Genomic DNA, 6,944 nt, shown 5'->3' with positions numbered 1-6,944 from the left:
CGATCGCAACCGCGCGTGGGGCGCCGCCAAGCAGGATCGGCTCGGTCAGCGCGCGATGCACCGGCACCGTGAAGCCTGCGATGGCCGAATCTGAATTGAGAGAATTGTCTTCCATCACACCAGCACTCCGCCCCCGAACGAGAAGAACGACAGAAAAAAGGAGCTCGCCGCAAACGCGATCGACAGACCGAACACGATCTGGATCAGCCGGCGGAAGCCACCGGAGGTGTCGCCAAAGGCGAGCGTCAGACCGGTCATGATGATGATGATCACGGCCAGGATCTTGGCGACCGGGCCCTGGACCGACTGCAGGATCTGATTGAGCGGCTGCTCCCAGGGCATGTTTGAACCCGCTGCCAAGGCGGGAGCAGAGAGCAGCATCTGAAGACTTGCGACCGCAGCCAGTACGGAACGGCTACGAGAGTGGAAGCTTGATCGAGTCATGGCCGATCTCCAGCGGTGTGAAGGACATAGTCGCCGTCGGATCCAAGCCCTTCGACATGAGCGAGCTCGGCGAGCCGCCGATCCGAACCACGGCCCGCCAGGACAGCGATGAACTGGATGGTCTCGGCGATCATCGCGCGAGGGACCGTGACGACGGCTTCCTGAATCAGCTGCTCCATCCTCCGGAGCGCGCCAATTGCTGAACCCGCATGGATGGTGCCAACGCCGCCGGGATGCCCGGTCCCCCAGGCCTTCAGGAGATCGAGCGCTTCGGCGCCCCTGACTTCACCGATCGGGATGCGATCCGGCCGCAACCGCAGCGAGGAGCGAACGAGATCGGACAGCGAGGCGGCGCCGTCCTTGGTGCGGAGCGCGACGAGATTTTCCGCCTTGCATTGAAGCTCGCGGGTATCCTCGATCAGCACGACGCGATCGGATGTCTTGGCCACCTCGGCCAGCAAGGCGTTGGTGAGCGTGGTCTTGCCGGTCGAGGTGCCGCCTGCGACGAGGATGTTGCGGCGATCCGCGACGGCCGCGCGCAATGTCTCGGCCTGACCGGCGCTCATGATGCGGGCGGCGACATAGTCGTCCAGGGTGAACACGGCAACCGCTGGCTTTCGGATCGCGAAGGCGGGCGCCGCCACCACGGGCGGCAGCAGTCCCTCAAAACGTTCGCCTGTCTCAGGCAGTTCGGCCGAAACCCGTGGTGATCCCGGATGAACTTCGGCGCCGACATGGTGCGCGACCAGCCGCACGATCCGCTCGCCATCCCCGGGCGATAGTCGTTCGCCAGTGTCCACGAGCCCGCCCGCGAGCCGATCGATCCAGAGCCGGCCGTCGGGATTGAGCATGACCTCGACGACAGCGGCGTCCTCGAGCCACAGCGCGATGGCCGGGCCGAGCGCGGTCCGCAGCATGCGGGCGCCGCGTGACGACGCCTCCTGATTGAGATGATGGATTGCCACTTCCGTCCCCAGGCGTGGCGGCCGCGAACTACAGCCGTGATGCCGGGATCAATAGAAAGATGCGGATGTCGCCTCACGCAACGAGATCAGATCAGGCGTAGCGCTCTGGCGTAGAATGACTGACAATAGCGAAACCGTTCACGAAGAACCGTTCGTAGGATCTGGCGGTTCGTCCTTGGGCAACACGTCCTGGGAAACTTCCTCGGCCAGGGTCTGCCCCTTCGCCAAACGCCGCCCGAGCGCCTCGACAAATCCTTCGTAGCGCTCACGGCCCTTGGCCTGGGCCGCCGGCTGCGCCGTATCCGGCAATGGGGGCGTAACGGTGAGCCAGAAGCGCACAAACAGCGCCAGCGCTTCGTTTGAGATCGCACTATAGCGCTCCAAACGTTCGACCTGTCGGGTCAGCCGGTCGAGCCGGCGGCCGAGCGCCGCCTCCATCCGCTCCGAACCATCCGGCGACAGATGTGATGAAAGCGCGGTCTCGACGACCAGCGCCTGCGGCACGCGCTTGCGATGGGCGTAATCGGCGAGTTGAGCCGCCAGATCCGGCGGCAGTCGAAACGTGTGCTTGGTCCGCATGGCCGGCTTCAGAGGCCCATGCCGTCGTCAGGATCCATCGCGCCCTGACGCGCGAGATTGCGGACCTGCTGACGCAAGGCGCGGGCTCGAGCGGCCGCGTCGTCAGGCTCTTCCTCCCCGAAGGTGAATTCAGGCGCCGGCTTGATCGGCTCCGGTGCGATCTCCTCGTGCCGAGAAAGTTCCGGTTGCCGCCGGATGCCGCCATTCGCGGGATCATCCAGACGCGTCTTGCTTGACGAAGCGGACTCCAAGCCAGAAACGACAGCGGGAGCTGGCAACCCACTCCAATCGTCGGGGGGATGAGCACTATTGTGCCCGCGCGTGCCGGGCGGCGCCAAGACCCGTTCCGCCAATCGCGGGTCTTCAAAATAGCGAGCCTTCTTGGCGCGGATCGGAGGGACACCGGACACGAGAACCAGTTCATCACCGGGCGGCAACTGCATCACCTCGCCCGGCGTGAGCAGCGGCCGCGCCGTCTCCTGCCGGGAGACCATCAAGTGACCGAGCCAGGGACTGAGCCTATGGCCGGCATAGTTCCTCAACGCCCGCATCTCGGTCGCAGTGCCCAGCGCATCCGAGACTCGCTTGGCGGTCCGCTCGTCGTTGGTGGCAAAGGATACGCGGACATGGCAGTTGTCGAGAATGGCGTTGTTCGGCCCATAGGCCTTTTCGATCTGATTGAGGGACTGGGCGATCAGAAAGCTCTTGAGACCATAGCCGGCCATGAACGCCAGCGCCGACTCGAAGAAATCGAGCCGGCCGAGCGCGGGAAACTCGTCGAGCATCAGCAGCAGCCGGCGGCGTCTTCCCTTTGCCTGCAGATCCTCCGTCAGTCGCCGGCCGATCTGATTGAGGATCAACCGCACCAGCGGCTTCGTCCGGCTGATGTCGGACGGTGGCACGACGAGATAGAGCGTTGTGGGACGGTCGCCCTCGACGAGATCTCGGATCCGCCAGTCGCAATGATGGGTGACCTTGGCGACCACGGGGTCGCGATAGAGCCCCAGGAACGACATCGCGGTGGAGAGCACACCGGAGCGCTCGTTCTCGCTCTTGTTGAGCAGTTCTCGTGCCGCCGAGGCGATCACCGGATGCGGTCCGGCCTTACCCAAATGCGCCGTCGTCATCATGGCGCGGAGCGTCACCTCGATCGGACGCTTCGGATCGGACAGGAAGCCGGCAACACCTGCAAGCGTCTTGTCCGGTTCGGCATAGAGCACATGAAGGATGGCACCGACCAGCAAAGCGTGGCTGGTCTTCTCCCAGTGATTGCGGCGCTCCAGCGATCCCTCCGGGTCGACCAGCACGTCCGCGACATTCTGGACATCGCGCACCTCCCATTCGCCGCGGCGAACCTCCAGCAACGGATTGTAGGCCGCTGACTTCGCGTTGGTCGGATCGAACAGCAGAACGCGGCCATGTCTGGCTCGGAAGCCCGAGGTCAGAGTCCAGTTCTCGCCCTTGATGTCATGAACAATGCAGCTGCCAGGCCATGTCAACAGCGTCGGCACCACCAGACCGACGCCCTTGCCCGACCGTGTCGGCGCGAAGCACAGCACGTGCTCCGGTCCATCATGACGGAGATAGCCACGCTCGAACCGACCGAGCACGACGCCGTCAACCGCAGTAAGGCCGGCGGCTTGAACCTCCTTTGTGGTCGCCCAACGGGCTGAGCCGTAGGTCGCCGCGGTCTTGGCTTCGCGCGCCCGCCACACCGACATCGCTACGGCGACCGCGATCGAGATGAATCCGCCGGATGCTGCAATGTAGGCCCCTTCGACGAAGACCTGCGGCGCATAGGCGTCGTAGGCGTACCACCACCAGAAGAACGACGGCGGAAGATAGACGGGCACTCCCGAGATCAGCTCAAACCAAGGGTGTCCAAGCTGAGGTTGGAAGCCGAGCTTCCACGCTACCCATTGCGTGGCCGCCGACATCGTGGCGAGCACGATTGCAAAGACGACGATAATTTGCCCCCAGAGGATCTTGGTCGCGGACATGGTGAGCGTGACTCAAAGCGGAGCCTGGCCAATAGCAAGTGTCTCATCTCATGCGGCGTACCGGCGGCGGCTGCAGGGTACGATACGGTCGCTCTGCAGCGGTCCTCGCTTGGCGCCGCGCCATTGATCGCAATGCGCGGCGCGGCAGGGAAGGTGTGTCACGGCTTGAGCCCCCCGAGCCACGTTTCGGCTGGGTCCGTTAAACCTTGACGAAAATCTCGTAACTGCGCGACATGTCAGTTTGGGACGAATTCCGGACCTGACGGGGCGGTCATGTTGAGTCGTGAATGGGGTAGACCGGCTGTGGCATCGGCCCGCCGGCCACGGCTGTCCCTGACCCAACTCAGACATAGCGCAACGAACGCTGCTTAGAGATCAAGAAGCAACGAGTACGCTGTTATCCCTGACCAAATTGCTCAACTATGGCCTCCCATAGACGCCACACTTCGGGACTACCTTCAAGCGCGGTTTGAACCATCACCAGCTTGGAGGTCGGATCGACGCAGACGCGCTGGCCGAGGTCGCCAGAGAACGCAAACTGGCGACGTTTACCGGGAAGCAACCAGAGAAAATAGCCGTAACCGAAGTCCGGCATAGCTTTGCCGGGCAACAAATAGCCATCGGATGGTCGAACCGTTGTCGCGTCGATCATCCATTGCGCAGGAATAATCTGCTTGCCCCTCCCACGCTCCGTCGTGGGCAAGTAGGCGTCCGAGCCGCGCGTAATCGCGCAGCACTGCATTGAAGCCGAAGTGAGCTACCTCAAAACCTTCCGCATCAAGGAACCAGGTGGCGTCGGCCTCCGCGCCGATCTGCTCCCACAACTTTTCCTGCAAATATTCGGATGCCGACTTGTTCACCGCGTTGTGGAGCACCACGCCGAGCACATCGGGTTCTATGCTGGCGTAGTAGTATCTTGTGCCGGGTGGCGCGATCCGCTGATTGAATTGTGCGATGCTGTTGACCGTGCCTTTTTTCGTGATCCCAAGTCCAAGCACCATGTCGCGCCACAAGCGGTTCAGATCGCGGCCGCCGTCCCTTTCCTCCCCAAAATCAACACCGGAGGACATGTGCAACAGATCACGGATTGGCGTCCTGCCATACTCGGTGCCCTTGAAGCCCGGGACGTAGGCTTCCGGCTTGTCGTCCACCGATTTGATCGCACCGTCGGACACGGCGATGCCGATAAGTACTCCAGTGATCGACTTGACCATCGACTGGGATAGGAGCCTGTCACGTCGGTTCGGCCGTATTGATAGTGCTCGAACAAAATCTGGTCGTCTTTCGCAATCAGCAAGCCGGTGACAGGGTTGCGCGCGAGATATTCAGTCAAGGATGGTGGCTTTCCATGATAGTAATATCGAATGTCGGTCGCCGAACGTTTGAAGGTCCATGGCGTAGCGGCACGCTTGATCCGCCGCGTCGGATAAATCTCGTCAAAATGGCTGAATACACCGACGCGATTTTCTGGTTTGTACGGGTTGCCCTGCAAGACGGCTTCGAGAAAGCTAGGTACAGGGAAGCCCTCAACCGCTCCGTAGAGTTCAGCGTCTGGGCCTGTCGCGGAGAAGACCGGCTCGGCGCCTCTTTGAGTATCTCCGGTATTTGGAATTGGCTCGGCGGCGGAATTACCTCTGAAAGCGATGTACGCCGCGCCAGCGGCTAGGCTTGCAAGCGCCTTGCGACGCGAGAGAAAATTACGCGAGTTGCTGGGTATCCGATCATACTCATATTTCAGGCTGGTGGGAGCAAACTTATAGCAGCCGGGTTCGAGCGAATAGGTCTCTTCTTGTGCACGAAGCGTAAGTGCCGAGCGCGGCGATTTCCGGGGCTGGGCGTAGACCGGCTGTGCCATCAGCCTGCCGGCCATGGCGACCCATGAACCAACCCAGACATGGCACGCTGGCACTGCAACGCCCCGAGCGGTCGATCGAGGCACGAAGGTCTCTCTAATTCGGTCAATCCAGGCAACGGACTGTTCATTTTTTTTCAGTCGTCTCAGCAGAATTTATGGATTCGCAACACTAAAAGTGTCTGCTACCCGAACTATGGACGTGGTTTGCGCAGAACAAACATTTAATTGGATCGTCCTCGACTTCCGCGGCATCGGATTCGACGGATGAGCAAGCTTTCGTCAGTGAAGCGATTTATGCGGTCGCGGTCCGGCCGCGGCTTTCTCCTCCATTTGGGCGTCTGCGCAATTTTGTCCGCGGCGGTCGGCTACGGCTTCCATTATTTCAGCCTGAACTGGTTCATGGAGCACAAGAGCGACGAAAAGATCATTGCGCTTCGGCTCGTGGATGCCTTCGTGACCAACTACTCGGCGGTCCGATCGCAATTCGGACCAAATGCGCCAGTGCCTGCGTCGTTCCGTGCCCATGCGATCGACGCCTTCAACAGGCGGGTCGGCGACAATTCCGATTTTCGCCTTCGGTCCGTCGGCCGCCCCGGGCGCGAGATCCTGACGCCGCCAACGGACGCGCGGATGGCCGAGGCGATCGAGGCCTTCGCGGCCACGCCGAATCCCAAGCCGGTGTCCGAACTGCTAGACGTGAACGGCGAACAGATGTTTCGTACCGTCTATCCCACCGTGGCGCAGGAACAGAGTTGCGTCAGCTGCCACAACGCGCTTCAGCCTGGCAAAGCGCAGTGGCACCTGAACGATGTCATCGGTGCGTTCGTGATCGATGTGCCGGTCTCCCCATTCTTGCGCACCGTGGTGTGGCAAAGCTCGAGCATCGGGGTTGGCCTCCTTCTCGCACTGGCACTTGCCGGCCTGATAATTTCACTCATTCATTTCCGCCAGCTGGAAGCACTCGACGCGAGCGCCGCCGAGATCACTGCAAGAGAAGATGATCTGCAGGCACAAAACATGCGGTTTGATGTCGCTATCAACAACATGACGCAGGGGCTATTGCTGTACGATTCAGCCGAGCGGCTGATCGTCTGCAACCGG

At 61.7% G+C, this 6,944-nt stretch carries 7 protein-coding genes and 1 pseudogene; 2 read left to right on the top strand and 6 right to left on the bottom strand.

All coding sequences use genetic code 11. The annotated features are described in order from the left end of the window. The 6 genes and pseudogenes from WCB02_RS42090 to WCB02_RS42065 all read right to left on the bottom strand — a co-directional run. Positions 1–115, bottom strand: a pseudogene (locus tag WCB02_RS42090) (VirB3 family type IV secretion system protein); the annotation flags it as partial. Continuing rightward, positions 115–444: a TrbC/VirB2 family protein gene (locus tag WCB02_RS42085; protein WP_423968965.1), complete on the bottom strand. Its 330-nt coding sequence runs from the start codon at positions 442–444 to the stop codon at positions 115–117. The pseudogene WCB02_RS42090 and the gene WCB02_RS42085, both read right to left, overlap by 1 nt. After that, complete coding sequence (trbB, locus tag WCB02_RS42080; protein ID WP_423968967.1) at positions 441–1,361, bottom strand: P-type conjugative transfer ATPase TrbB; 921 nt, start codon at positions 1,359–1,361, stop codon at positions 441–443. The genes WCB02_RS42085 and trbB overlap by 4 nt, the downstream gene beginning before the upstream one ends. Before the next feature lie 186 nt (positions 1,362–1,547). Then, positions 1,548–1,988, bottom strand: a complete 441-nt coding sequence (locus WCB02_RS42075) for a CopG family transcriptional regulator (protein WP_423968963.1) — start codon at positions 1,986–1,988, stop codon at positions 1,548–1,550. An 8-nt stretch (positions 1,989–1,996) separates the two neighbouring features. Then, positions 1,997–3,988 carry a conjugal transfer protein TraG gene (locus WCB02_RS42070; RefSeq protein ID WP_423968961.1) on the bottom strand — a complete coding sequence of 664 codons (1,992 nt, stop codon included), beginning with the start codon at positions 3,986–3,988 and terminating at the stop codon, positions 1,997–1,999. Between the two features lie 548 nt (positions 3,989–4,536). After that, on the bottom strand, positions 4,537–5,202 hold the full coding sequence (locus WCB02_RS42065) for a serine hydrolase domain-containing protein (protein WP_423968958.1): 666 nt from the start codon (positions 5,200–5,202) through the stop codon (positions 4,537–4,539). Between the two features lie 44 nt (positions 5,203–5,246). Here WCB02_RS42065 and WCB02_RS42060 point away from each other — a divergent pair, with 44 nt between their 5' ends. Both WCB02_RS42060 and WCB02_RS42055 read left to right on the top strand, forming a co-directional pair. Beyond that, positions 5,247–5,654 (top strand): hypothetical protein, encoded by a 408-nt coding sequence (locus tag WCB02_RS42060; RefSeq protein ID WP_423968955.1) that lies wholly within the window; start codon positions 5,247–5,249, stop codon positions 5,652–5,654. A 453-nt stretch (positions 5,655–6,107) separates the two neighbouring features. Next, a partial coding sequence (locus WCB02_RS42055) for a c-type heme family protein (protein WP_423968953.1) occupies positions 6,108–6,944 on the top strand: 837 nt, incomplete at its 3' end.

The sequence above is a fragment of the Bradyrhizobium sp. genome (genome assembly GCF_049581145.1).
GTDB lineage: Bacteria > Pseudomonadota > Alphaproteobacteria > Rhizobiales > Xanthobacteraceae > Bradyrhizobium.
This window is presented reverse-complemented; position numbering and strand designations above follow the sequence as displayed.